Origin of the sequence: uncultured Tenacibaculum sp. (genome assembly GCF_947504135.1) — a bacterium.
In the GTDB taxonomy this organism is placed as follows: Bacteria; Bacteroidota; Bacteroidia; order Flavobacteriales; family Flavobacteriaceae; genus Polaribacter.
The window spans coordinates 26,555-51,421 of sequence record NZ_CANNGG010000003.1 but is presented as its reverse complement, the minus strand read 5'-3'; the positions used below and the strand labels follow the sequence as shown (position 1 = coordinate 51,421).

27 protein-coding genes are annotated in these 24,867 nt (G+C 30.1%); 15 read left to right on the top strand and 12 right to left on the bottom strand.

All coding sequences use genetic code 11. The features are described from left to right. Nucleotides 1-29: 29 nt before the first annotated feature. Entirely contained in the window at nucleotides 30-371 is a 342-nt protein-coding gene (arsC, locus tag Q0663_RS06415) for an arsenate reductase (glutaredoxin) (RefSeq protein WP_299008289.1), read from the bottom strand. Nucleotides 372-390: 19 nt separating this feature from the next. Beyond that, a complete protein-coding gene (gene prfB / locus Q0663_RS06410; protein WP_299008287.1) occupies nucleotides 391-1,485 on the bottom strand; it encodes a peptide chain release factor 2 in 1,095 nt (364 codons plus the stop codon). A gap of 36 nt (nucleotides 1,486-1,521) precedes the next feature. Between prfB and Q0663_RS06405 the strand changes: the two genes are divergently transcribed. After that, nucleotides 1,522-2,541, top strand: a complete 1,020-nt coding sequence (locus tag Q0663_RS06405) for a low specificity L-threonine aldolase (protein ID WP_299008284.1) — start codon at nucleotides 1,522-1,524, stop codon at nucleotides 2,539-2,541. Nucleotides 2,542-2,576: 35 nt separating this feature from the next. Here the strand turns inward: Q0663_RS06405 and Q0663_RS06400 are convergent, their stop codons facing one another. Further along, nucleotides 2,577-3,185 carry a hypothetical protein gene (locus tag Q0663_RS06400; RefSeq protein ID WP_299008281.1) on the bottom strand — a complete coding sequence of 203 codons (609 nt, stop codon included), beginning with the start codon at nucleotides 3,183-3,185 and terminating at the stop codon, nucleotides 2,577-2,579. Nucleotides 3,186-3,189: 4 nt separating this feature from the next. Continuing rightward, nucleotides 3,190-3,684 carry an RNA polymerase sigma factor gene (locus Q0663_RS06395; RefSeq protein ID WP_299008278.1) on the bottom strand — a complete coding sequence of 165 codons (495 nt, stop codon included), beginning with the start codon at nucleotides 3,682-3,684 and terminating at the stop codon, nucleotides 3,190-3,192. Nucleotides 3,685-3,834: 150 nt separating this feature from the next. Between Q0663_RS06395 and Q0663_RS06390 the strand changes: the two genes are divergently transcribed. Genes Q0663_RS06390 through Q0663_RS06360 form a run of 7 tightly spaced genes read left to right on the top strand, consistent with a single transcriptional unit; the run spans nucleotide 3,835 to nucleotide 7,637 of the window. Continuing rightward, nucleotides 3,835-4,251, top strand: a complete 417-nt coding sequence (locus Q0663_RS06390; protein ID WP_299008275.1) for a DUF2141 domain-containing protein — start codon at nucleotides 3,835-3,837, stop codon at nucleotides 4,249-4,251. Nucleotides 4,252-4,295: 44 nt separating this feature from the next. Beyond that, a complete protein-coding gene (locus Q0663_RS06385) occupies nucleotides 4,296-5,651 on the top strand; it encodes a 2TM domain-containing protein (RefSeq protein ID WP_299008272.1) in 1,356 nt (451 codons plus the stop codon). Nucleotide 5,652: 1 nt separating this feature from the next. Next, a complete protein-coding gene (locus Q0663_RS06380) occupies nucleotides 5,653-5,949 on the top strand; it encodes a 2TM domain-containing protein (protein ID WP_299008232.1) in 297 nt (98 codons plus the stop codon). After that, nucleotides 5,939-6,226, top strand: a complete 288-nt coding sequence (locus Q0663_RS06375) for a 2TM domain-containing protein (RefSeq protein ID WP_299008229.1) — start codon at nucleotides 5,939-5,941, stop codon at nucleotides 6,224-6,226. Before Q0663_RS06380 ends, Q0663_RS06375 begins: the two co-directional genes overlap by 11 nt. A 1-nt stretch (nucleotide 6,227) precedes the next feature. Further along, a complete protein-coding gene (locus Q0663_RS06370) occupies nucleotides 6,228-6,569 on the top strand; it encodes a 2TM domain-containing protein (RefSeq protein WP_299008224.1) in 342 nt (113 codons plus the stop codon). Next, entirely contained in the window at nucleotides 6,553-6,861 is a 309-nt protein-coding gene (locus Q0663_RS06365) for a 2TM domain-containing protein (RefSeq protein WP_299008222.1), read from the top strand. The genes Q0663_RS06370 and Q0663_RS06365 overlap by 17 nt, the downstream gene beginning before the upstream one ends. Before the next feature lie 20 nt (nucleotides 6,862-6,881). After that, nucleotides 6,882-7,637, top strand: a complete 756-nt coding sequence (locus tag Q0663_RS06360) for a LytTR family DNA-binding domain-containing protein (RefSeq protein ID WP_299008219.1) — start codon at nucleotides 6,882-6,884, stop codon at nucleotides 7,635-7,637. On the opposite strand, the gene Q0663_RS06355 is transcribed toward Q0663_RS06360, so the two are convergent. Then, nucleotides 7,627-8,142: a flavodoxin family protein gene (locus Q0663_RS06355; RefSeq protein ID WP_299008216.1), complete on the bottom strand. Its 516-nt coding sequence runs from the start codon at nucleotides 8,140-8,142 to the stop codon at nucleotides 7,627-7,629. The genes Q0663_RS06360 and Q0663_RS06355 overlap by 11 nt on opposite strands. A gap of 139 nt (nucleotides 8,143-8,281) precedes the next feature. Between Q0663_RS06355 and Q0663_RS06350 the strand changes: the two genes are divergently transcribed. From Q0663_RS06350 to Q0663_RS06330, 5 genes are all read left to right on the top strand, one after another. Beyond that, nucleotides 8,282-9,136: a PPK2 family polyphosphate kinase gene (locus Q0663_RS06350; RefSeq protein ID WP_299008213.1), complete on the top strand. Its 855-nt coding sequence runs from the start codon at nucleotides 8,282-8,284 to the stop codon at nucleotides 9,134-9,136. A gap of 67 nt (nucleotides 9,137-9,203) precedes the next feature. Then, on the top strand, nucleotides 9,204-10,031 hold the full coding sequence (locus Q0663_RS06345) for a 3'-5' exonuclease (protein WP_299008210.1): 828 nt from the start codon (nucleotides 9,204-9,206) through the stop codon (nucleotides 10,029-10,031). A 71-nt stretch (nucleotides 10,032-10,102) separates the two neighbouring features. Next, nucleotides 10,103-11,002, top strand: coding sequence for a carboxypeptidase-like regulatory domain-containing protein (locus Q0663_RS06340; protein ID WP_299008208.1), 900 nt, complete (start codon nucleotides 10,103-10,105; stop codon nucleotides 11,000-11,002). A 39-nt stretch (nucleotides 11,003-11,041) separates the two neighbouring features. Next, entirely contained in the window at nucleotides 11,042-11,527 is a 486-nt protein-coding gene (locus Q0663_RS06335) for an ABC transporter ATPase (RefSeq protein ID WP_159490688.1), read from the top strand. 69 nt (nucleotides 11,528-11,596) lie between these two features. Beyond that, nucleotides 11,597-14,530: a glycoside hydrolase family 3 N-terminal domain-containing protein gene (locus Q0663_RS06330; protein WP_299008199.1), complete on the top strand. Its 2,934-nt coding sequence runs from the start codon at nucleotides 11,597-11,599 to the stop codon at nucleotides 14,528-14,530. Here the strand turns inward: Q0663_RS06330 and Q0663_RS06325 are convergent. The 7 genes from Q0663_RS06325 to Q0663_RS06295 all read right to left on the bottom strand — a co-directional run bounded on the left by Q0663_RS06325 (nucleotide 14,508) and on the right by Q0663_RS06295 (nucleotide 22,044). After that, nucleotides 14,508-15,557 carry a lysophospholipid acyltransferase family protein gene (locus tag Q0663_RS06325; RefSeq protein ID WP_299008196.1) on the bottom strand — a complete coding sequence of 350 codons (1,050 nt, stop codon included), beginning with the start codon at nucleotides 15,555-15,557 and terminating at the stop codon, nucleotides 14,508-14,510. The genes Q0663_RS06330 and Q0663_RS06325 overlap by 23 nt on opposite strands. A 2-nt stretch (nucleotides 15,558-15,559) precedes the next feature. Then, nucleotides 15,560-16,471 carry a bile acid:sodium symporter family protein gene (locus Q0663_RS06320; RefSeq protein ID WP_299008193.1) on the bottom strand — a complete coding sequence of 304 codons (912 nt, stop codon included), beginning with the start codon at nucleotides 16,469-16,471 and terminating at the stop codon, nucleotides 15,560-15,562. Further along, a complete protein-coding gene (locus Q0663_RS06315) occupies nucleotides 16,455-17,096 on the bottom strand; it encodes a DUF4159 domain-containing protein (RefSeq protein ID WP_299008190.1) in 642 nt (213 codons plus the stop codon). Before Q0663_RS06315 ends, Q0663_RS06320 begins: the two co-directional genes overlap by 17 nt. Before the next feature lie 539 nt (nucleotides 17,097-17,635). After that, entirely contained in the window at nucleotides 17,636-18,814 is a 1,179-nt protein-coding gene (locus Q0663_RS06310; protein WP_299008188.1) for an AraC family transcriptional regulator, read from the bottom strand. Between the two features lie 42 nt (nucleotides 18,815-18,856). Then, complete coding sequence (locus Q0663_RS06305) at nucleotides 18,857-19,567, bottom strand: 16S rRNA (uracil(1498)-N(3))-methyltransferase (protein ID WP_299008186.1); 711 nt, start codon at nucleotides 19,565-19,567, stop codon at nucleotides 18,857-18,859. Continuing rightward, nucleotides 19,567-20,685, bottom strand: a complete 1,119-nt coding sequence (locus Q0663_RS06300) for a GTP cyclohydrolase (RefSeq protein WP_299008184.1) — start codon at nucleotides 20,683-20,685, stop codon at nucleotides 19,567-19,569. Before Q0663_RS06300 ends, Q0663_RS06305 begins: the two co-directional genes overlap by 1 nt. An 18-nt stretch (nucleotides 20,686-20,703) precedes the next feature. Next, nucleotides 20,704-22,044, bottom strand: a complete 1,341-nt coding sequence (locus Q0663_RS06295; protein WP_299008181.1) for a transporter — start codon at nucleotides 22,042-22,044, stop codon at nucleotides 20,704-20,706. A 140-nt stretch (nucleotides 22,045-22,184) separates the two neighbouring features. Here Q0663_RS06295 and Q0663_RS06290 point away from each other — a divergent pair, with 140 nt between their 5' ends. Together Q0663_RS06290 and Q0663_RS06285 are read left to right on the top strand one after the other, a co-directional pair. Beyond that, on the top strand, nucleotides 22,185-22,466 hold the full coding sequence (locus Q0663_RS06290) for a DUF4834 family protein (protein ID WP_299008179.1): 282 nt from the start codon (nucleotides 22,185-22,187) through the stop codon (nucleotides 22,464-22,466). 1 nt (nucleotide 22,467) lies between these two features. After that, on the top strand, nucleotides 22,468-24,864 hold the full coding sequence (locus tag Q0663_RS06285) for a YfhO family protein (RefSeq protein WP_299008176.1): 2,397 nt from the start codon (nucleotides 22,468-22,470) through the stop codon (nucleotides 24,862-24,864). The last annotated feature ends 3 nt before the right edge of the window (nucleotides 24,865-24,867 follow it).

The window sequence follows — 24,867 nt, the reverse complement described above, 5'->3', positions numbered from 1 at the left end:
CTCCCAAATTTTTGAGAGCTTTTAAATAGTTAGATAATTTCTTTTATATTTTCGGGTGGTCTACCCACTACAGCTTTATTTCCGTTAATAACTATAGGACGTTCTATTAATTTTGGATTTTCAACCATTGCTTTAATGATTTCAGCATCTGATAGTTCTTTTCCTTTATATTCCTCTTTCCAAATTTTTTCATTTTTACGAACTAAATCAATCGGAGAAATATTTAATAAACTAATAACTCCTTTTAATTCTTCTTCAGAAGGAATAGTATCTAAATATTTTACGGTTTTAAACTCTTTACCAGAGTTTTCTAAAATTTCTAAACTTTGTCTTGATTTAGAACAACGTGGATTGTGGTATATTTTTATCATTATTAAGAGTTTTATAGTATTAATCTTCTTTTTGTCCCATCATCATTAAATAGGCTTTTAAAAACGGATTGATGTTTCCGTCCATAACAGCATCTACATTTCCTGTTTCATGAGCTGTACGGACATCTTTTACCAGTTTATATGGGTGCATTACGTAGTTACGAATCTGGCTTCCCCATTCATTTTTCATTTTGTTTGCTTCAATTTCATCACGAGCAGCTAAACGTTTTTGTAACTCAATTTCGTACAATTGCGATTTCAGCATTTGCATTGCGGTAGCTCTATTATCATGCTGTGAACGTGAGTTAGAACACTGAATTTGAATTCCTGTAGGTTTATGCAAGAGCTGAACTTTAGTTTCAACTTTGTTTACATTCTGTCCACCAGCTCCACTAGAACGGGCTGTAGTAATTTCAATATCGGCTGGATTGACTTCAATTTCGATAGAATCATCTGCAACAGGATATACGTAAACAGAAGCAAATGAAGTATGACGTTTAGCGTTGCTATCAAAAGGAGAAATACGCACCAAACGGTGTACACCATTTTCACCTTTTAACCATCCAAAGGCATAATCACCATCAAACTCTAAAGTTACTGTTTTTATACCTGCAACATCACCTTCTTGGTAGTTTAAGGTCTTTATTTTAAAACCTTGTTTTTCTGCCCACATGGTATACATACGAGTAAGCATTTCTGCCCAGTCACAACTTTCAGTTCCACCAGCACCTGCTGTAATTTGTATCGTAGCACTTAAACTATCACCTTCTTCAGAAAGCATGTTTTTAAATTCAATATCTTCTAAGAAAGTAGCTGTTTTTTCAAATTGTTCTTCTACTTCACTATCTTCAACATCACCTTCTTTATAAAAATCGTACAAAACTGTTAAATCGTCGTTCATAGCCGTAACAGTATTGTAGTCTTCTACCCATTTTTTCTTAAAACGAAGAGATTTCATAATAGCTTCAGCCTCTTTCGGATTGTTCCAAAAATCAGGATTTGCAGTTTTTTCTTCTTCATTTGAAATTTCAATTAACTTCTTGTCAATTTCTAAATATCCTTTTAACTTGCCAATTCGTTCAGCGATATTTTTAAGCTGTTCGTGTGTAATCATAGATGCAAAAATACATTTTAAAAATCGTAGTTAGAAATGGAAATAAACTTAATAAGTGATACTGTAACAAAGCCAACTCAAGGAATGTTGGAAGCAATGATGAGAGCTAAGGTAGGAGATGATGTTTTTAAAGCAGATCCAACAGTGAATTTGTTACAAGAAAAGGTAGCTGATATGTTTGGAATGGAAGCTGCGTTATTTTTTCCTTCGGGAACCATGGCTAATCAAACTGCGATAAAGATTCATACACAGCCAGGTGATAGAATGTTTTGTGATAAATGGGCACATGTATATAATTATGAAGGAGGTGGAGCAGCGTTTAATGCAGGAGTAACTTCTTGTTTGATTGATGGTGACAAAGGAATGTTTACTGCAGAACAATTGGAAAGTGTTGTAGGAAGGAGAAATGATATTCATACACCGTATAGCAGACTAGTTTGTGTTGAAAATACTACGAATAAAGGAGGAGGAGCTTGTTGGGGTTTTGAAGAGTTGCAAAAGGTTCAAAAAGTAGTTAAAGCTAATGATTTAGCATATCATTTAGATGGAGCACGTTTATTTAACGCATTGGTAGCAAAAAATGAAACTACTAAGCAATATGGAGAGTTATTTGATACGATTTCAATTTGTTTGTCAAAAGGATTAGGAGCTCCTGTTGGTTCTGTTTTGGTGGGAAGCAAAGAACATATTGAAAAAGCCTTACGTGTGCGTAAATTGTTTGGTGGTGGAATGCGACAAGCAGGTTTTTTAGCCGCAGCAGGAATTTATGCTTTGGATAATCAAGTAGAGCGTTTAACTGAAGATCATAAAAAAGCAAAAGAAATAGGAAAGGTGTTAGAAAATTGTTCGTATGTTAAAAAAGTAGAGCCTATTGAAACAAATATTGTTATTTTTTATGTAGAAGATTCAATATATCCAGATTATTTTATGAAAAAGATGGCAGACAGAGGTATATTACTAATTTCAATGGGTGAAGGAAAAATACGTATTGTAACACATTTAGACTATACTGATGAGATGCATGAGAAATTATTAGAAGAGTTGAAGTCATTTTAAATAAAAAGAGAGGTTGTTTTACAACCTCTCTTTTTTTAGTTTAATTCTTCAAGTTTAGCTAACTCTTTGTAGTTTTTATTCAGCTTACGTAATAATATACCATATAGTAATTGGTAAAAGCACCATAAAATCACTACCATAATGATTAATAACACGATAGTAACAATTATAGAAACTAAAATTTGTTTAGAATTGAATTCTGGATGAGTTTTAAGTGTAGCAATTGAAACAATAACTCCAAAAATAAAAACATATAACAAATTAAATAAAACATAGTACTTTACAGTTTTTCTTGTTTTAATAATCTTGTCCATTAAAGTTTTTGTAGAGTCGACTACAGATATACTTTTATAATTTAAATAAAACTTAATTAAAAAATAGAATAGTATTGGATAAAGAACAAATTGTGAATAAAACATGAAGTTGTATAATCCAAGTTGTCTGTATTCGTTATAAGCCTCTTCCATGTCAAAAATAAAATAGAAAGAATTCAAGAAAATAAATTCTAAAATTCCAATAATAAAAATCCATTTCACTATTGATGAAGACTTGGAGTGTGCCATCTTATATATATCGACCTTAGAAACTTTGCGTGTCTCTTCTGGTTGGTTTTCCCAAGCTTTTTTATATTTATCTAAATCCATTAACTTATGGGTTTAATACTTTTTTTAATTTACCCTTCGCCCTAGTCATTTTTACTCGAGCATTTACTTCACTAATTCCTAAGGTATCTGAAATTTCTCTGTAAGATTTATCTTCCAAATACAAAAAGATGAGTGCTTTATCAATATCATTTAATTTACGTATTGCACTGTATAGTGCTTTTAATTGTAACTCTTCTGTGTCGTCATAATCCTCTGCTTTAATTTTAAATGAATACTCTGAAATGTCCTGTGTCTGTATAGTTCTAGTTGATTTACGATATAAAGAAATTGCAGTGTTAAGCGCTACACGATACATCCAGGTACTAAATTTTGCATCTCCTCTAAACTTGCTGTAATTTTTCCATAGTTGAATAGTGATTTCTTGAAACAAATCATTGTGAGCATCTTGGTCGGTCGTGTAAATTCTACATACCTTATGTACAATGTTTTGATTGGCTTCGAAATCGTCTAAAAATTTATTTTCTAGTTCTTTTTCCACAAAGTTTGATAAAGTTGATATGTTATAAGTAGCCTAAAAATACAAATTGTTACAACTCATCCTAAAAAAAATACAATTCAGTTTGTTTTTGTTTTTAAAAGCTGATTTCTAGAAGAGATTTGTACAAGAATTAACCATAAAAACAACATTATGAAATTTTTTACACACATTTTAATCGTAATAGTAGTGTTTACTGTCGAAACAATTTCTGCTCAAAAACAGAACATCACAGCTACAGTTGTTAACGCAACATCAGATGTTGGAAACATCAAATATGCGTTATATACTAAAGAGAATTTTAGAAAAGAACCAGTACAAGCAAAAGAAGCTAAGATAAAGGAAGGAAAAAGTACTGTAGTATTTGAAAATATACCTGCTGGTGAGTATGCAATTATTTGTTTTCACGATGCAAATAATAATAACAAAATGGATTTTGAACCTAATGGAATGCTTTTAGAAGATTATGGAGCATCAAATAATAATTTATCTCGTTTTGGACCACCTCAATATGAAGATGCAAAGTTCTTAGTTAAGGATAAAGATGTATCTTTCGATATTAAATTTTAATGAACTAGAGTAAACTTAAGTTTGTAGTAAGTAAAAGAAAAGAAATGAGAACACCATTAAAAAAAACACTTAACAACTTAAAAAATGATATTTGGATCTGTACAAAGCTTACAATCATTTTTGGTGTTGTTTTTACTTTAATAAATCAGGCATTTACTTTAAAAGAAGCAGGATTGGTGTTTTTATTTTCTGCAATGTATTCTTTTGTTTTAGGTTTAGGAAATGGAATTATAAATAACTACTTAAGTGAAAAGTGGGATTGGGTTTTACAAACTAATCAACGAGTATGGGCTGGTATTGTTGCAACAATAAGCTATACGGTAGTGGCGGTATTATTAATCCATTATGTACAATACTTTGTTATTTTTAATAATAATATAGATAACTTTTTTAAAGGTCAGTTTTTGTGGATGCATTTATTTGCAATTATACTTTCATTAGCCATTGCTGTGTTTTTTCATGCGAAAGATTTTATGGTAAACTGGAAGGCATCAGTAAAACAAGAAACCACACAGCATGAAATAGTAGCTAAAACAGAAACAGCAAAGTTTGAAACCTTAAAGAGTCAAATAGATCCACACTTTTTATTCAATAGCTTAAATGTACTTACCTCTTTAATAAGTGAAAACCCAAAGCAAGCAGAAAAGTTTACCACAAAATTATCTAAAGTATATAGGTATGTATTAGAGCAACGAAATAAAGAACTAGTACCAATTCAAGAAGAATTACAATTTGCTAAGACGTATATGGAATTATTACAAATGCGTTTTGAAGAAGCTGTACAATTTAATATACCTGAAGAAGTAAGTAATCCCGATTTAAAAATAGTTCCGTTATCGCTACAATTATTATTAGAGAATGCAGTAAAACATAACGTGGTTTCTTCAACTAAACCTTTAGAAATAAACATTTTTGAAGAAGAAGGTTTCTTAAAAATTCAAAATAATATTAATCCAAAAGAAGCTATAGGAAAAAGTACAAAAGTAGGATTAAGAAATATAGTAGATCGTTACGGTTTAATAACCGATAGAAACGTTCAAATAGTTAATAATAATAAAACATTTACAGTGTGTTTACCGCTGTTAATTAATATAAAAGATAGTATCATGGATACAAAAAGCTTAGAAAATAGTAATTACGTAAAAGCAGTAGAAAAGGTAGAAAAACTAAAAGAGTTTTACCAAAACTTAGTTTCGTATTGTATAGTCATCCCTTTTTTAATATTTATAAACCTTAAAACATATTCAAAATTTCAATGGTTTTGGTTTCCAATGATAGGTTGGGGAATAGGATTAGTTTTTCATTACCTAGAAGTAAATAATTACAATTTATTCTTAGGTAAAAACTGGGAAGAACGTAAGATTAAGGAGTTAATGGATGATGATAAAAACTATAAATAAAATGAGAAAAGATTATAGAATTGAATATAAATACGCAAAGGCAAAAAAGAGAGTAGAAAAAATAAAAGGTCTATACATTCATCTTGTAGTAACTGTGTTAATTATACCAGTATTGATTTTTATAAACTTAAAGTTTGTACCTAGTTACCATTGGTTTTATTTTCCAACTATAGGAATGTTTTTAGGGCTGTTTTTTCATTGGTTTGGGATTTTCGGAATAGAAAAAATAGGTTTAGGAAAAGACTGGGAAGAACGAAAAATTAAAGAATTTTTAGAAAATAATAGCAATGGAAAATAATTATACAGAAGAAAAAAGATATTTAGAAGCTAAAAAGAAAATAAAACAAGTAAAAGGGTTTTATGCTCATCTTTTGGTAAATATAATTTCAATAATAATCATTGTAGTAGTAAACTTAAAATTTTCACCTTATTATCACTGGTTTTGGTTTCCAGTTATAGGAATAGTACTAGTTACTTTTATTCATTGGATGTTAGTTTTTGGTGTTGATTTTTTGGTGTTTGGAAAAGATTGGGAGGAAAAGAAGATAAATGAATACCTAAATAAAAAGGATTAGTATGAAAAGAGATTATACAGAAGAACATAAATACTTATTAGCGAAAAAAAGAGTAGAAAAAATTAAAGGTTTTTATTGGCATTTAGCAGCATACATAATTGTGAATATATTTATTTCGGTTGTAGTTATTATGGGATTGATGAATGAAGATAAATTAACTTTTACAAAAGCAATAACTAATTTTGGGGTGTATGCTACTTGGTTTTTTTGGGGGATTGGAGTCTTTTTTCATTGGTTAGGAGTATTTGGAACCAATATATTCTTTAATAAAGAATGGGAGCAACGTAAAATACAAGAATATCTAGATGAACTAAGAAAGAAAGAAAATGGAAACTTTAAATAGAGAACAACAATATATAAGAGCTCAAAAAAGAGTAAATGAAATCAAAAAGTTCTATAAACATTTAGTGTTTTACATGCTTATAAACTTAGTTTTTATAGGAAGAAGAATATATAAAGATATTGTTTATAGAGACGAATCTGTTATGGATGCTTTCTTAGATATAAACAATTATAATTTATTTTTTTGGTGGGGAGTTATAGTATTTTTACACGGATTTAATGTTTTTGCGAAAGAAAGGCTTTTTTCTAAAAACTGGGAAGATCGTAAGATTAAAGAATATATGAATAAATAATTGCTAAAAATAAACAAGTCATGAATGTTATAATTATTGAAGATGAAAAACCAGCAGCAAGAAGATTAAGTAGGATGTTGGCCGAATTAGGTATAGAGGTTAAGCAAATGCTTCACTCGGTAGAAGAATCGATTAACTGGTTTCAAAATAATTCCCATCCTGATTTAATATTTTTAGATATTCAACTTTCAGACGGATTATCATTCGAAATTTTTGAAGAAGTAACTGTGAAATCAGCTATCATTTTTACAACCGCTTATGACGAGTATGCACTAAAAGCATTCAAGTTAAACTCTATTGATTATCTCTTAAAACCAATAGATGAAGACGAGTTAAAAGTAGCAGTAGATAAGTTTAAAGAACACCAGCCTTTACAGAATAATATACAAGTCAATATAAATGATATCCGTAAGTTATTGATCAACCCTGTTGATAGAAAATACAAAAAGCGATTTACAATAAAAGTAGGTCAACATTTAAAAATTATAAATATTGAAGATATTGAATGTTTTTACTCAGAAAATAAAGCAACTTATATACATACCAATTCCAATAGAAACTATTTAATAGATAACTCTTTAGAATATTGGCAAGAAGAGTTAGATCCAGAACAGTTCTTTAGAGTAAATAGAACATTTATAGTACACATAAATGCTATCAAAGATATTGTGTCTTACACTAACTCACGCCTACAACTAAAACTAAATTCTTATAAAGATTCAGAACTAATTGTAAGCAGAGAGCGTGTTAAGGATTTTAAATGTTTTATTGAGTAAGTATTTTTCTAAAAGAATCAATTTGAGGCATAGCTTCAGGATGTATGTCATTTCCATCTTCAGTAAACCAAGCATGAGTACTACCAAGATAGTTCATGCCTAAATATTTAGCACTTTCAATAAAAGGCATTTCAAAACCATCTCTAAGGTCATTTGCCCCAGAGTTGCTAATCATAGCCATATTTTTACCTCGTAATTGTCTACCTAAATCTTTTTTGTATTTTAACAAGTCAGACAAACGATCAAAAAATATTTTTAAAGTAGCACTCATGGTATACCAATACACAGGGGTTGCAAAAACAATCGTATCATAGTTATTAATAACTTCTTCCATCACAGGAATAAAATCGTCATTAGCATTGCTAAAGTCATATTCAAAAACACCAATGTTTTTTGTTTTTAAGTCGATAACATCAAAAGAGTTGTTGCTGTTGAGGTAGCTAATAACTTTATTAGTGTTTCCTGTGCTTTTAGAACTAGCTTGTATAATAATTGTTTTATTCATCTGTTGCTTATTTGGAAATAAAGCTCAAAAAAATAAATAAAAGAATATCTTGGATTTAATTGTAATATTTGATAATAACCAAGAAAAAATCAATAGAAGAAGTCTATATTTTTGTACTTTTATGCTATAAAAAAAGCGGATGAACACAAATACCTACATATTTTCTAAAAAAAGGAAGTTAAATGAATTTTCTACTAAAGAAGTTGTTGATAATGCTAAGAAGAAGCTGAAAAAATCAAGAAAAAAAATTAGTGATTTACAAGACACAATGTATGCAGAAGGTAAGTATAGTGTTTTATTGTGTTTACAAGGAATGGATACAGCCGGTAAAGATAGTTTAATTCGAGAAGTTTTTAAAGATGTTAATGCACGTGGAGTAGTGGTACATAGTTTTAAAGTACCAACAGATTTAGAGTTGAAGCACGATTTTTTATGGCGCCATTACATAGCATTACCCGCAAAAGGAAAAATAGGAGTTTTTAATCGTACACATTACGAGAATGTTTTGGTAACAAGAGTGCATCCAGAGTATATATTTGCTGAAAATATTCCGACAGTAAAAAGTTTAGATGATTTAACTGATACTTTTTATCATAGTAGAATGGAACGTATTAATCAGTTTGAGAAACACATATCTGAAAACGGAACTATTATTTTAAAGTTCTTTTTAAACGTGTCTAAAGAAGAACAAAAAAACAGACTATTACGTAGATTAAACATTCCAGAAAAAAACTGGAAATTTTCCGCAGGTGATCTTGAGGAACGAAAGTTATGGGATACATATCAAGAGTGTTATGAAGATATGTTACAAAGAACATCAACAAATTATGCTCCTTGGTATGTAATACCTGCAGATGATAAACCTACAGCACGTTACATTGTAGCAAAAACATTAGAAAAAGAATTAGAAAAATATAATTTTAAAGAGCCTACACTTCCAAAGAAAGTGTTAGACCAAATAGATAAATTTAAAAAAGAATTAACGAACGAATAATATATAGAAAAGACAATAATAGATATATGTAAAGTAAATAGAATATTGTCTTTAAGCACTACAAAAAATGAATTTAAATTTAACAAAACCAATCGTATTTTTTGATTTAGAAACAACAGGAATAAACATTGCTAAAGATAGAGTAGTAGAGATATCTATTTTAAAAGTGTTTCCTAATGGAAATAAAGAAAGTAAAACATGGTTGGTAAATCCAGAAATAGAAATACCAAAAGAAGCTTCAGAAATTCATGGAATTACTAACGAAAAAGTAGTTACAGAACCAACTTTTAAAGAATTAGCACCGCAAATTAATGAGTTGATAGGAGATGCTGACTTAGCAGGATTTAACTCTAATCGATTTGATATTCCTTTATTAGCAGAAGAGCTGCTTCGAGCAGGAATTGATTTTAATATGAATAATCGTAAAGCAGTTGATGTACAAACTATTTTTCATAAAAAAGAACAGCGAACACTAAGTGCTGGATATCAATTTTATTGTGGAAAAGAGTTAGTAGGAGCGCATGGAGCAGAAGCGGATACAAAGGCAACCTATGAAATTTTATTAGCACAGGTTGAAAAATATGAAGATTTAGAAAACTCAGTAGAAGCATTGAGTGAATTTTCAACCCACGGAAAAAGAGCAGATTTTGCAGGGTTTATTTTATTTAATGATAAAGATCAAGAAATCTTTTCTTTTGGGAAGTATAAAGGAAGAACTGTAGAAGAAGTACTAAAAGAAAATCCAGGATACAATGCTTGGATTCAGAATGCTGATTTTCCTTTGTACACAAAAAAGGTTTTAAAAGAAATAAAAGAACGAATGTCGGCACCGAAAGATACGATGACTGATGAAGAAAAGCTACAAGCTTTACAACAGAAGTTTAATTTACATTAAGTGTTTGAAAATTAACAACTACTTAAGAGCTCTTATAATTTTCAATTTTTACATTCGTTAAAAATTTAGTTATGAGAGTTTTTCTTTTTCTATGTTTTGTAAGTATTACAGCATTTTCACAAACAGTAGTTTTAAAAAATAAAGTAATAGATGCATATACAAATGATCCTGTTGCTTATGCGAATATTAGTTTTTTAAATGAAAATGTAGGGGTGTCTTCCGATGAAAATGGTCACTTTTCATTACAGATCAATAAAAAATTATTGAAAAGTAAAGTACATGTTTCTTGTTTGAATTATAAAGACACTGTTGTATTAGCATCGGTTTTACAGAGTGAATCTCTTAAACTTCAACCAAAATTATATGAGCTAGAGGAAGTAATAATTTCAAATAAAGCGGATAGAGAGTTAGTTGTTGATGATTACAAAAGAAGAGATATAAAAGCTAGTTTTGGAGGAAGAAAAGGATCACCTTGGATAGTAACCAAGTATTTTCCTTATAAAAGTGAATATAAAAAATTCCCTTTTTTAAAGAGTGTAACGATTTATTTTACAAGTTTTCTTTCTAGAAAGAAAGCAAAATTTAGGGTTCGTTTCTTTAAAGTTGATGAAAAAACAGGTAAACCATCAGAAGATATACTAAAAGAAAGTTTAATTGTTGATGTAAAAAAGACAAAAGGAAAGATTGAAGTTGATGTATCTAAGTTTAATATAGAATTTCCAAAAGAAGGTTTTTTTGTAGGATTAGAAAGAATACATATACCATATAATTTTCATAAAATAAAATACACTAACCAAGGGAGTAGAAAAAAGTATAAAGATATTATGGTTGCCCCAGATTTTGGGGCAATATACACGAAAGATTCAACTTGGGTAAAATCAAGTGGAAAATGGGTAAAACACTATTTTCCTCAAGAATTTTATAAAGGAAATGCGCTAAAACCAGCAATTTCCGTAACTTTGAGTAACTAAGAAATTACATATTCAAAAACTTAAATATAAAGAACAACAATGTTTACAGAATATAAAAAACTACCTCAAAACTCAAGAGTTTGGGTGTATCAATCAGATAGAGAGTTTACACAAGAAGAAATAGAATTAATCAGTGCAAAAGCATTGCTTTTTATTGATAATTGGACGCGTCATGGAGACGATTTAAAAGGATCATTCACTATTAAGTACAATCAATTTTTGGTGTTGGGTGTAGATGAGAACTTTAATAATGTTTCAGGATGCTCAATAGATGCTTCTGTACGTTTTATTCAAGAGTTAGAAAAAGAGTTAGAATTAGATTTAATGGATAAAATGAATATTTCTTTTAAAGATGGAGATAATATTAATATCGTAAAACTACCAGAGTTCCAAAATTTTGCCAAAGAACAAAAAATAACCGCTAAAACGGTTGTTTTTAATAATATGGTAAATACTAAAGAAGATTTTGAAACAAAATGGGAAGTGCCAGCAAACCAGAGTTGGCATGCACGGTTTTTGGTATAACTATTGATTTTATAAAAAAAGATGTTAAAGTCTTACATGTTTTTTGTAAGGCTTGTTAAGGGATAATATATGAAAAGAAAAGTATTAACATTACTAACGTTTGTTTTTATACAAATAATTCAAGCCCAAGTCCAAGGAGTAAACCCTTTATTGGCAAAAGATTCTATAGCACAAAATATTTGGGTAGATAGTATTATGAAAAACATGTCTGTTGATGAAAAAATAGGACAGTTGTTTATGATACAAGCGTATTCAAATAAAGATAAAAAACATGAAGATTTTATTTCAAATATGGTTACAAAATACCATGTAGGAAATATTATTTTTATGCAAGGAACACCAGATAAACAAGTAGTTTTAAACAATAAATACCAAGAATTAGCAAAAATACCTTTAATGGTTGGTTTTGATGGTGAATGGGGGTTGGATATGCGTTTGAAAAACACCTATCGTTTTCCTTGGAACATGACTTTAGGAGCTGTTAAAGACACAGTTCTACTTCAAGAAGTTGGTAAAAGAATAGGAGAGCACTGTAAGAGAGTAGGAATTCATATGAATTTCGCTCCAGTTGTAGATGTAAATACAAATCCGAATAATCCTATCATAGGAAACCGTTCTTTTGGTGAGAGTAAAGAAAATGTTGCAGAAAAAGCTATAGCATTTACTAAAGGAATGCAAGGAGTAGGCGTCTTGGCAAATGCAAAACACTTTCCAGGACATGGAGACACCGAAGCAGATTCACACCATACATTACCAACAATTAATTTTAGTAAACAACGCTTAGATTCGATAGAATTATATCCATTCAAAAAAACATTTGAAGCAGGAGTAGGAAGTGTAATGACAGCACATTTAAGTATTCCAGCTTTAGAAACCAATCCCAAACTACCTTCATCATTATCAAAAAATGTGGTGACTAATCTATTACAAGACCAATTGGGCTTTAAAGGATTAGTTATTACGGATGGACTGAATATGAAAGGGGCAGCGAATTATTCAACACCAGCAGAAATTGATTTAGCAGCAATTTTAGCAGGAAATGATATGTTGTTAATTCCACAAGATGTTCCTGGATCTATAAGTTTGATTAAAAAAGCGTTGACGGAAGGTAAATTGACTGAAGAGCGTTTAAATCATTCTGTAAAAAAGATTTTAAAGGCAAAATATTTAGTTGGTTTAAACAATTACCAACCGATTGCTACTGAGAATATTTCAAAAGATTTAAATTCTCCATACGATGAGGTATTGCATCGAAAATTGATAAAAAACTCAATAACAGTTTTAAAAAATCAAGAAAGTATTTTACCTATCCAAAATCTTCAAGATAAAAAAATAGCTTACGTATCATTAGGAAATGATAGTGGTTCTGATTTTTATGAAATGCTAGCTAATTATGCAAATGTTGATAAAGTTTCAGATACTCATTTGAGTGTTTTATTACAAAAACTACAGAAATATAATCTTGTTATAGTTGGTTTTCATAAGTCTAACAAAAACGCTTGGAAAAGCTATAAGTTTTCTAATAAAGATTTAGTTTGGTTACAAGAAATTGCCAGAAATCATAAAGTGATTTTAGATGTTTTTGCAAGCCCATATAGTTTATTACAAGTAAAATCTTTTGAAAATGTTGAAGGAGTTGTATTGTCATATCAAAACAGTAAACTATCTCAAGAGCTTTCTGCGCAGGCACTTTTCGGAGCCTTTGATTTGAAAGGGAAATTGCCAGTATCAATAAAAAATGAATTTAAAATTGGAGATGGAATAGAGACTAAAGGATTGAATGTATTACAATATACCATTCCAGAAGAGGCCGGTGTCTCTTCTGAAAAATTATCAATAATAGATAAAAGAATAGATACTATTTTACAGGAAAAAATGTCTCCAGGAGGTCAGATTTTAGTGGCTAAAAACGGTAAAGTGATTTACAATAAAAGCTTTGGATATCATACCTTATCAAAAGAAAGAGCCGTTAAAAATTCTGATTTGTATGATTTAGCTTCACTTACTAAGATTTTAGCTTCATTACCTATGATAATGAAAGCTGAAGAAGAAAGAAAAATCAGTTTGTTTTCAAATTTAGGAGATGTTTTGCCAAGTTATAGTAAGTCGAATAAAGATACGCTATTGTTAAAAGAAGTGTTGTCTCATTACGGACGTTTACGTTCTTGGATTCCGTTTTATTTACAAACAAAAGATAGTGTAACAGGAGAAAATTCAACTAAGTATTACAGAAAGAAGCGTACTTCAAAATTCAGTATAGAAGTAGCTAAAAACTTATATATAGCTAAGGAGTATACCGATTCTATCTATAAACAAATAGTAGATTCTGAACAGCGTAAAAGGCCAGGATATAAATACAGTGATTTAGGGTATTATATTTTCAAAGAAATTTTAGAAAGAAAGTATAAAAAACCTTTGGATAAATTGGTAGACGAACAGTTTTATCAATCGTTAGGAGCTAATAGAATGACCTTTTTACCATTAAATAAATTTGATAAAAGTGAGATAGTTCCAACTGAGAGAGATAATTATTTCAGACATCAATTAGTTCATGGCTATGTTCATGATATGGGAGCGGCTATGATAGGTGGAGTAGGGGGGCATGCAGGGTTGTTTGCTAACGCAAATGATGTGGCAAAAGTTATGCAAATGTTTTTACAAGATGGTTCTTATGGAGGAAAAAAGTACTTAGAACCAGAAACAGTGCATAAATTTAATAAACGTTATTATGAGAATAAAAGAGTACGTAGAGGTTTAGGTTTTGACAAACCACAGTTAAACCCTAAAGTTAAAGCAACATGTGGTTGTGTGTCAGACGTAAGCTTTGGGCATAGTGGTTTTACAGGAACGTATACTTGGGCAGACCCTGCAACTGGTGTTGTGTATGTGTTTTTATCAAATAGAATTTACCCTACAATGAGGAATTATGGTTTAGTTAAGAGTAACATTCGAACTAAAATTCAACAAGATATTCAAGACGCTATTTTGATGGCGGGGAAGTAGGTGTTAGTTTAGTATAAAGTAGTACAAGAAACAATGAAGATAAAAAGTATGCTAAACCAAATTTCCACCCCAAAAATGAGCCTATTATCCAGCTTTGGATACAATAAAAGAAAGGAAAAAGGATAGCATTTACACCAAAACGAAAAGTATCAATAAATTCAATTTCATCTATTTTTTTACTTAAAAACTTCCAGATTGTAAAAGGGATAATACTGTTTAAAATAATTAGATAAAATAAAGGAAAAGTGTAGTTTTTACTGCTCTTTTTTTTAGTTGTAGTAAGTCTGTTTTTTATGGTAGCATTTACAGTATTTATATCCGTGAAATCCGTTTGATTTTTGTTAAGAGAGGTTAAGGTTTCTTCGTAGTCTTTATCAAAAGGAATGTGTACACTTAATTCTTTTAATTGTCCAGAAACGAGCTCTTTAATTGTTTTAACTGACTGGTTAATGTCTTGCTGATTATAAAAACTATTGGCTAAAATAGGTGACCCGAAGTGTATAGCTACTTTAGAAGGATAACTAGAAACATTTTGATAAGTAATTCCTATAGGAATAATATGAATATCTGTATCAGGATGTTCATCTAAAGTTCTAAAAAGAATTCTTGTAAACCCTTTACTCAAAGGTCTAACAGTTCTTGCTTTATTGTGAGTTCCTTCAGGAAATATAAGTAGCGCTTTATTGTCTTTTAAAAGATTTTGGCATTTGTTAAAGATTTCTTCGTTTCTAGATAGTTGTTGTATCCCGTCTCTAATGCGATAAACAGGCATCATTCCAAGTAAATTAAAAAACTTAGCGATATGAGGATTATTAAAAACAGCTGCACGTACTAAAAAATGTGTTTTTCTTTTCATATGTGTGGCTATAAAAAGTGGATCAATCAATCCGTTAGGGTGATTAGCAGTAAACAGAATAGCACCTTTTTTAGGGATGTTTTCAGTTCCTAATGCTGTTATTTTTTTTGTGTAAAAGAATAAGCCAGATTTAACAAATGCTTTAAAAAAGTAGTATACTAAAGTTTTCATTTTTATTTTTTTCTTCCCCAATAAGTAGCTAACATCATTCCTGAAAAAATATCCCAAACACCCCAAAAAGCGGCTAATAAAGCCATACCGCCCAGACCGTCAAAAAAACTAAAAATAAGCAGCAATCCTAATCCACTATTTTGAATACCAGTTTCCATTGAAATTGTTTTACAATCTTTATTATTTAGCTTAAAAGATTTTGCAGTAACATAACCTATTACAAAAGCATAAATATTATGAAATATGACTAAAAATAACACTAAATGAATGTAGTTTTTAAAAATATTAGCATTGTCATATAACGCAACAACGATTAGTATAATAAAGAAGAAAATAGAAAAAGGTCGTAATAGCTTGTTAATTTTTTTCGCCATTTCATGATGGTAGTGGTTCACAAGCATTCCTAGAATTATTGGAATACCTAAAATTAATAAGACAAGTTTAAAAAGCTCAAAAGGGTTTAAAGAAACACTTTTTAAAATAATATTGGTTGGTTCATATAAACTCCCCCATAGTTGTAAGTTTAGAGGAGTCATTACCAAGCATATTAAAGTTGCAAAAGCAGTTAAGCTAACAGATAATGCGGTATTCCCTTTTGCCATTTTACTAAAAAAATTAGATACATTTCCACCAGGACACGCGGCTATCATCATCATTCCTAAAGCAAAGCTAGGATAAGGTTTAATAATATAGATTAATATAAAAGTTAAGAGTGGAAGTAAAATAAACTGTGATAACAACCCTACAAATAATATTTTAGGGTTATTTATAAGTCTTTTAAAATCCTCAATTTTTATATCTAAGGCTATACCAAACATAATTATAGCAAGTGCTATATTAAGCATCCATAAAGCTTCTGTGTCAAAATTTATCTTTATGTCATCAATCTGTAAGGGGTTAATGTTTAAAAGCATATTCAATTATATTAGCTCCCATTTTAAGAGCTTTTTCTCTTATTTCTTTAGGGTCGTTATGTACTTCTTGGTCTTCCCATCCATCGCTTAAATCACTTTCATAATCGTAAAATACAATAAGTCTTCCTTCGTAAAAAAGACCAAATCCTTGTGGAGGTTTCCTGTCGTGTTCATGAATTTTAGGTAATCCATTCGGAAAAGAGAATGTCTGATTGTAAATAGGATGATTTTTAGGAATTTCTTGAAGTGTTAGCTCAGGGAATACTTTTTTTAATTCCCTTCTGATGTATGAATCCATTCCATAATTATCTGATACGTGTATGAAGCCTCCTGAGATTAAATAGTCTCTTAATGTTGTAATTTCATCATTTGTGAAATAAATATTGCCATGACCTGTAATGAAAGTTATAGGATAATTTAAAATTTGGTCATCATCTAACGTTACAGTTTCAACATCCTTTTCAATTAAGGTTTTAGTGTTAAGGTTAGTAAAGTTGATTAAATTAGGTAAAGCAGTAGGGTTAGCATACCAATCACCTCCACCATTATATTTTAAAACAGCAATTTGTTGAGAGAAAACACTAGAGAAGAATAAAAGAAAATAAAACGTTATAATATTTTTCATAAAATAAGCTTTGCTTAGCTGAAGCAATATAAGAAAACAGTAATAAAAAAAAACACTAACAACTAGGTCGTTAGTGTTTTTATTTTCCCCTTAAACATAAATTATACTTTTTAATTTGAAAAGTCCCCACTTTTTCAAAAAGCAATTAATTTACGATACGAAGATATAAAAGATTAAATAGAAGAAGTACAATAACGTCTGATTGGGTGTTTTAGAACTTACTTTTTATAAAAAGCATAGCTTTATAATGAAAAAGGCCAGCTTTTTTAAGTTGCTTAAGTAAGTAAAAATAAAAAACACCAATATTAAATACTGGTGTTTTTAAAGTTTAGCTCTCCCTTTTTCGTATTGAGAATGAGTAGTTCTCAATAATTTTTTTAGAAATTTTAATTATAAATTGAAAACCCCTTCAACTATTTTCAATTACTAATTTTTTTAATTTCACTATGTAAATATAAAATACAGATAAAAGAAGTGAGTTCGAAAACATCCAGTTTCAGTGTTTTCGGACTTTCTTTTTATAAAAAGAAAGTAGAAATTTAACCGTTAATAGGAGTTAATGCTAGTTTTTTAAATTCTACAGGAGTGTTTCCTGTATGCTTTTTAAAAACAGCATAAAAGGTAGATTTTGAGTTGAAACCAGATTCTAAACCAATAGAGGTTATGGTGTAATCTGAATATTCTGGATCGAGTAATAATGTCTTTGCTAAATCAATTCTCATTTCGTTTAAGTAATCAGTAAAAGATTTTTTAGCTACATTATTAATAATTAAAGAAAGAGTACTGGAACTTAACTCTGTGTCCTTAGCTAAATCTTGAAGCGTGTATTTCGTAGATAAATATTTCTTTTTAGACTTAATAAAATCATCAATTTCTTGAAACTGTTCTTTATGTCGTTCAGCTTGACTTTGAGAAGGACTTTTTTCAGTATCTACTTTTATGGTGTCTACACTAAAATTTCCGTTTAAATCAATCAAAAGAGATTTTCTAATATTTTCTCTTTCTTTTAAAATTCTAATCTGTTTAAAGCCTTGGTAACCTAACCAGTAGATTAAAATAGTAGTAAATACCCTTAAAGGATAATAAGAAAATAAGAAGTTGCTAAAGTTTAAACTTATTTTTACAACAAGAGCAAGGATCCAAAGCAGATATCCTATTGAAGAAAGAATAAAGAAGGAGTAAAGCCATTTTAGATTATCAAAAGATAATATTTTAGGAAATAAATTTTCTTTCTTGTATAAAATATACATTGAATATATGAAAAAGCTCAAAGAGGTAAGCATACTGAAAAACTCTTCAAGAGAAGAATATCTTTCATAAACGTAATCTAACCTTTCTTGCGAAGCAGTATCAGTGTAGTACACAACAAAACTTATTTGGGCTATTACCATAAGGATAAAGGCAGGAATAGCGAATTTTAAAACATTAAAAGATTTTTGAGGTAAATCTAAATAATGAACTAAAAACATATATAAAAAAGGCATAGCTAAAAAGTGCCAAGAAAATTGCATATAATCTAAAGCAAATTTATTTTGGAGTAAGCCTCTTTCTAGAGCCCAAGATTGTATATTGTTTATAGAAATTACTAAGATTAATAAGTTTAAGTATATCATACTTTTTTCTCTTCCGTTTTTTGAAGAGAATAAAACGATACTGAACGCGAAGCCATGTAAGGCACTTACTAATAAAAAGAGATTAAATAGATATTCTATTGTCACAACCTGTATTTTTAACAAAAAGTTAAATATACAAAAAATGAATTATTGATGGAGGTATGAAATGCTTTGAACTACGTTTAAACCTGCTGTTTCTGTTCGTAATCTAGTTTCTCCTAATGAAATAGGTTCAAAATTTTTGGATAAAGATTGTTGAATTTCTTTTGATGAAAAATCTCCTTCAGGACCAATAAGAATAGTGTAAGAATTATTAGGCGTAGCTATGTTTTTTAAAAGTTTTTTCTCGATGTTTTCTTCACAATGAGCTATAAACGTTTCGCTGGTAAAGTCTTGATCGATAAAATGAGAGAACTTTATAGGCTCGTTTAGTTTTGGTAAAGTAAATTGTAAAGACTGTTTCATAGCGGCTTGTACAATTCTTAAAAACCGCTCTGTTTTTACAACTTTTCTTTCTGAATTTTCACAGATAATTGGCGTGATTTCATCAATGCCAATTTCCGTAGCTTTTTCTAAAAACCATTCAAAACGATCATTGTTTTTTGTGGGAGCAATAGCTACGTGTAAATAATAATCTCTAGTAAATGGTTTTTCTTCTGATTTTATAATTGAGGCAATACATTTTTTATCACTACCCAGTATGATTTCTGCTGAAAACAAAAAACCTTTCCCGTTGGTAATGTGTAATACGTTTCCTTCCTTTTTACGTAAAACTCTAATGATATGACGACTTTCGTCTTTATCAAAAGTAATTTCTTTTGAAGTGGGACCTAAATCAGAATTGTAAAATAGTTGCATTATAAATCGAGTTTGTAGGTTCTTCTACGTTTATGAATTTTAGGATTAAAAGCTTTCCAGATTTGATGAATAGCGTGGTTTTCTTCTAACTCAGGTGTTCTAATGCAGTTTTCAATACCTTTGGCTAAAAAGATGGGGTGAAACTGCTCAAAAATAACAGCTGTTACTCCCTTTTTTTGGTATTCTGGATCTACACCAATTAAGTAAAAGGTAACATCTTTTGAGTTTTTTCTAGCATTTAATAAATGAAAAAGACCAAAGGGGAATAGCTTACCATTAGCCTTTTGTAAAGCTTTAGAAAAAGAAGGCATTACAATAGCAAAAGCAACGAGTTTGTGGTTTTCATCAACAACAAACTTTATATATTCAGGGTTAATGAAACTGATATATTTCTTTTTAAAGTACTCTATTTGAGCATCAGATATCGGTACGTAAGTTGATAGTTTTGAATATGTTTTACTAAATAGTTCAAACATTTCATTAACATAAGGCATTATTTTTTCTGTAGAAGTAAAATTTAGAGGGGTTAATTTATATCTCTTTTGAATAATAGTACTAGCTTTTCGGTACTTTTCAATATCTACATTTTTAAAAGAAAAGATACTTTCTATGTATTCTTTTTCTTTTGTAAACCCTAATTGCTCTAAGTGTTTAGCGTAATAAGGATGGTTGTACCAAGTAATCATGGTGCCTATATAGTCAAATCCTTCAACAAGAACGCCAGTTTTGTCTAAGTTGCTAAATCCAACAGGTCCTTCGATGTATTCTAAACCATTTTCTTTACCTATTTCAGCAATTTTATCTAGTAAAGCTTTTGTTACTTCTATATCATCAATTACGTCGAACCAACCAAAACGCATTTTTTTTATGTTTTGGTTTTTGGTTTCATAAGTATTGATGATGGCTGTAACTCGACCAACAATTTTATTGTTTTTGTAGGCTAAGAAAAAACGAGCTTTTGCATGCTCAAAAACAGGGTTTTTATCTTTATCAAAACTTTCAACTTCATCATTAATGATAGGAGGAACCCAATATTTATTGTTTTTATAAAGAGAAAAAGGAAACTTAACAAATTGTTTCATTCCCTTTTTAGTTGTTATTTCTTTAATTTGAATCATATGTCAAATGTAAGATTTTTAATTGTCATCTTTTTCTTGATCTTTTCCCTCTTTTTGTTCTTCCTTTTTGATTTCTTCTTCTAGTTTCTTAATCTCTTTTTCAAGCTTTAAGCGTTCCTTCTCTTTTTGCTTGGCTTCTTTTTCTTCTAGTTTTTTTATCTCTTTCTCTAGTTTTAAACGCTCTTTTTCTTTTCGTTTTGCTTCTTTTTCAGCTTTTCTTTGAGCTTTTTTAGCAGCTTTCCTTTCTTCTTTTGCAGTCTTTTTCTTTAGTTTTTTATCTTCTTTAGCAATAACATCTACTAAAGATCCTTGACGTTCTCTTCTTGGTTTTTGATTTAAGGCATCACCATCAGTTTTAGAAATGTCTAAATCAACTTTTTGCTCTCGTTTCTTTGAAAATAATTTTCCTGTCTTACTGAATAATCGACCAAAGAAACTTCTGTCTTCATCGTACTTAACTTGTTTGCCTTCTTCTATTTTATTTCCAAATTCATCTATTTCAACAAATTTATCTTGGTGTTTATTAAGTCTATAAGAAACACCTACTGAAGTGTAAAGACCAATTTCATCTTGTTGCATATTGGCTCTTAGTGAGGCGTTAAATTGTAAATTTTCGCTAAATAAATAGGCTGCACCAGCACCTATATTAGTTTTCTTTTCATATTCTTCAAAAATACCTTGTATTTCTGCGAAACCAGACCAGTAATCATTAAAATTATATGTTCCTGTTACGATGTAAGAAAGCTGTGAAAAGTCCGTTCCAATATAATTGTAGTGAAGATTGGTAATCACATTTAACTTGTCTGAAAACTCATTTTGCAATAAAAGACCTACTTTCGGACTAAAGCCATCTCTTTTGTGATAGTCAGTTAAAAAGTTACCAATATTTACACCAGCAGAAATACCAATATGAGGTATCCAACGCTTCCAGTCGAAAGAATGTCTTTTTTTCCAGCTTCTTATTTCTTTACTTTTATCATCATACTTCGGAGCATAAACAAGGTATTTAGCACCCAAGCTAAATTGACTTAGACCTGTTTTGTTATATGATGATTCAAAGATGTTTTTAAAAGCTATTTTGTCTCTTTGTAAAGAAGTATTTAAATTCATTTCTAATTTTTCAGAAATAAAACTGGTTCTGAAAAATAAGTTCAATCCTAAGGCTTCTGGATTGCTAAAAGTAGGTGTAGCATTAATTTTTCTATAAAAAATACTCGATTCAAACTGATATACACCTGATCCAACGCTGTAAGGGCTCTCAGAAAAACCTGGTCTATTTGAATTTATAACAGGGGTGTATTGCGCGTTTGCAGTTAATACTGAGAAAAATACAAAAAACAAAAGGAGTTTCTTAATCATATAATAAGTCCAGATTTTCAGGTTTTACAAACATACGTAAAAATACAATTACCTTTATAATATAAGTTTTGTAAAGTCTTAACGCTTCCTTTTGCTTCAAATTGTTATTTTTGATTGATTTTTTTATTTTTTAGAAAAAGATGACATATATAAATGAAGCTGGACCTGTGAATTTTTTAAAGACCATATTAATTATTCTGTTAGTTTATTACGCTATAAAGTTTTTGGCGAGATTATTTGCGCCTTACCTTATAAAAAAAGCGGTAGATAAAGTACAAAAGAAAGCAGAACAACAGTTTAGAAACGAACAACAAGCATCTGATGTTGAAGTAGGGAAAACTGTTATTGATAAAAAGCCAAATACTACAAAACAAAGTAATAATTCGGTTGGCGAATACGTTGACTATGAAGAAATAGACTAACATGAACTTAAAGAAAATTTTACCGTTTGCAATTGCAATTATTGTCTTTGCAATAGCATCGGTGTTGTATTTTAATCCAGTTTTAAGCGGAAAACAAATAAAACAAAGTGACATTACTCAGTTTATAGGAATGTCGAAAAGTGTTAATGAATATAGAACTGAAAAAGGAGAAGAGCCATACTGGTTAGATAATGCTTTTAGTGGAATGCCAGCTTATCAGGTAAGTGCTTATTATCCGAATGATTTTGTGCGATATATTGATAAGGCTTTTCGTTTTTTACCGCGACCTGCCGATTATCTTTTCTTATATTTTTTAAGTTTTTTCATACTATTAACAGCTTTAAAAGTTGATTGGAAGCTTGCCGTTTTAGGAAGTTTGTCCTTTGGATTTTCTACCTATTTGATTATTATTTTTGGAGCAGGACATAATGCAAAAGCACATGCAATAGGGTACATGCCAATGGTTATTGCAGGGGTTATTTATGTTTTTAGAAAGCGATATTTACTCGGATTTGTACTCACAGCTTTAGCTATGGCTTTAGAAATATATTCTAACCATCCACAAATGACGTATTATTTAGGGTTTTGTTTGTTGATTTTAGCTATTGTTGAATTTATTGAAGCTTTTAAATCGAGAACATTATCAGTGTTTTTTAAGCAATCAGCAATTTTAGTAGCGGCGATGTTAATTGGTATCGGAGCGAATTCAACTAGGTTGCTGGCAATGAAAGAATATGCTGATTACAGTACGAGAGGAAAGTCAGAATTAACTATCAATCCTGATGGAAGTCCAAAAGAAAAATCTTCAGGATTAGATAAGGACTATATTACTGAATATAGTTACGGAATTGCAGAAACCTTCAACTTACTAATTCCTCGTTTTACAGGAGGAGGAACTGTTGAAGAGTTAAGAGAAGATTCCAATTTTTACCAAGTTTTAGAACAAAATGCAGGAAAAAGTGTAGCGAAAGATTATTCGAGTCAAGCATTAACTTATTGGGGAAAACAACCAATTGTCGAGGCTCCTGCGTATATAGGTGCAATTGTTTTTTTCTTATTTTTCTTAGGAATTTTCTTAGTAAAAGGACGTTTAAAATATTGGTTGGTAGCAGCCACCGTATTTTCAATAGTATTGAGCTGGGGAAAGAATTTTCCAGCAGTTACAAACTTTTTTATTGACTATGTTCCGTTGTACAACAAGTTTAGAGCGGTATCATCTATTCAAGTAATTGCAGAATTGTGCGTTCCGTTGTTAGGGATTTTAGCATTGAAAGAATTTTTTTCGTCTGAAACTCCTTCCGAAGAAAAAGAAAAAGCAGTAAAAAAAGCTTTTTACATAGTAGGGGGAATTTCGTTAGTATTCCTATTGTTCGGATCAAGTTTATTTGCTTTTGAAGGATTACGTGATGCGAATTATCAACAGCTTCCAGAGTTGATAGATGCCTTGATTTCAGATAGAAAATCGATGTTGTTTAATGATAGTTTACGTTCGTTTTTGCTTGTTTTAGCAGTAGCAGGGGTACTTTGGTTTTATTTAAAAGGAAAGTTACAGCAGGTTCCAGTATTACTTGTTTTGGGCGGATTGATTTTATTCGATTTGGTGTCGATAGATATGAATTATGTAAATAAAGAAGATTTTATATCGGCAAGAAGAGTAGAAAAACCATTTACTGAAACCAAAGCAGATACAGAAATATTAAAAGATAAAAGCGATTATCGTGTTGCGAATTTTTCTGGGAGTCCGTTACAGGATGGTAGAACTTCATATTTCCATAATTCAATAGGAGGGTATCATGCAGCAAAAATGAAACGTTACCAAGAATTGTTCGATTATCAGATTGCAAGAAATAATATGGAGGTATTGAATATGCTGAATACTAAGTATTTTATTGTGAGTGAGGAGCAATTTCAAGAAAATCCAGAAGTAAATGGAAGTGCTTGGTTTGTAAATTCATTGAAAGAGGTAACTTCAGCCAACGAGGAAATCATTGCCTTAGATAGTTTAAAAACTAAAACGGAAGCTGTAATCAATACTAAGGAGTTTGATTTTAGCGGAGTAGACACATATCAAAAAGATACTACAGCAACTATCAATTTAGTGAAGAAAGACCTTACAGAACTGGTATACGAAACAAACACAAGTTCAAAACAGTTTGCAGTATTTTCTGAAATATATTATAAAGATGGATGGAATGCATATGTAGATGGTGAAAACGTTTCGTATTACAGAGTAAATTATGTGTTAAGAGGGATGGAAATTCCTGCAGGAAAACACACTGTAATGTTTAAATACGAGCCAACAGTTATTAAAACAGGAAGTTTATTATCATTATTCTGTTATGGGTTACTAATCCTTGTATCTATTGGTTGGTTTGTCATATCAGGCAAAAGAAAATAGCTT